This is a genomic window from Comamonas guangdongensis (genome assembly GCF_041079535.1).
Taxonomy (GTDB): Bacteria; Pseudomonadota; Gammaproteobacteria; order Burkholderiales; family Burkholderiaceae_C; genus Comamonas; species Comamonas guangdongensis.
This window is the reverse complement of the sequence record NZ_JBFYGN010000078.1, coordinates 1-620: the sequence shown is the minus strand read 5'-3', so window position 1 is coordinate 620 and position 620 is coordinate 1. Positions and strand designations below refer to the sequence as shown.

Sequence of the window (620 nt, the reverse complement as noted above, 5' to 3'; positions counted from 1 at the left end):
TTAAAGAAAGAGCTTCTGGAGCACCTGCGGCGTACCCGGGGGATGCGTCGCTCACGCCACTACACGCAGAAAACACCCATTCATGGGCGTATCGTCGATGCAGTGCCCATCAGCGAGCGTCCAGCCTGCATTCAGGATCGGGCAGTTCCAGGCCACTGGGAAGGCGATCTGTTGTTCGGCGATGCCTACAGCCAGATTGCGACGCTGGTCGAGCGACACACGCGCTACGTGATGCTGGTCAAGCTGGTGGACAAAGACTCCTACACCGTCGCTGCGGCGCTGGCCAGGCATGCACAGACCTTGCCGCAAGAGCTCTATCGCTCCTTGAGCTGGGATCGAGGATCGGAGATGGCGGGGCACAAACGATTCACGGTGGCCACTGACATCCAGGTCTACTTCTGCGATCCGCAAAATCCGTGGCAGCGCGGAACGAACGAGAACACCAACGGGTTGCTCAGGCAGTATCTGCCCAAGGGCCTCGACATCTCGGGCTACTCACAGGATGAGTTGGATGCGATTGCCCGAAAGCTAAATGAGCGCCCTAGGAAGACCTTGGGCTACAGAACCCCGGCTGAGATGTTTGACGAGTGCGTTGCATCGACCGGTTGAATCCACAACCC

Annotated in this window: 1 protein-coding gene; it reads left to right on the top strand. The window is 58.9% G+C overall.

All coding sequences use genetic code 11. The annotated features are described in order from the left end of the window. A partial coding sequence (locus AB6724_RS21835) for an IS30 family transposase (protein ID WP_369340629.1) occupies positions 1-609 on the top strand: 609 nt, incomplete at its 5' end. Between the last annotated feature and the right edge of the window lie 11 nt (positions 610-620).